This is a genomic window from Mesorhizobium sp. GbtcB19 (assembly GCF_019091085.1).
GTDB lineage: Bacteria > Pseudomonadota > Alphaproteobacteria > Rhizobiales > Rhizobiaceae > Mesorhizobium.
Genome location: NZ_JAGXJY010000173.1, coordinates 1 through 301 on the forward strand (window position 1 = coordinate 1; position 301 = coordinate 301).

The window sequence follows — 301 nt, forward strand, 5'->3', positions numbered from 1 at the left end:
CCCTTCACCCACTCGACCAAAGGCGGTTTGCGTTCGGGCGCCACGGCGCAGGCGGAAAAGGTGACCGGAATGTCGTAGCGGTCGAACAGCCTGGCCAGGCGCCAGGCGCCGGCGCGGCTGCCATATTCGTAATGCGTCTCGGTGCCGAGGTCGCGCACCGGCATGCTGCCGGACAGATTGTACTCGCCCCAGTTGTCGTGGCGGCCGTCCTCCAGCCATGAGTATTCGGAGCCTTCCTCGTAGTTGAGCACGAGGTTGATGGCGAGCATGATGCCGCCCGGCCAGGTGACGAAGGGCGGAT

Annotated in this window: 1 pseudogene; it reads right to left on the reverse strand. The window is 65.4% G+C overall.

What is annotated here, in order from left to right:
• A pseudogene (locus tag KVT37_RS32090) lies at positions 1 to 301 on the reverse strand (polysaccharide deacetylase); the annotation flags it as partial.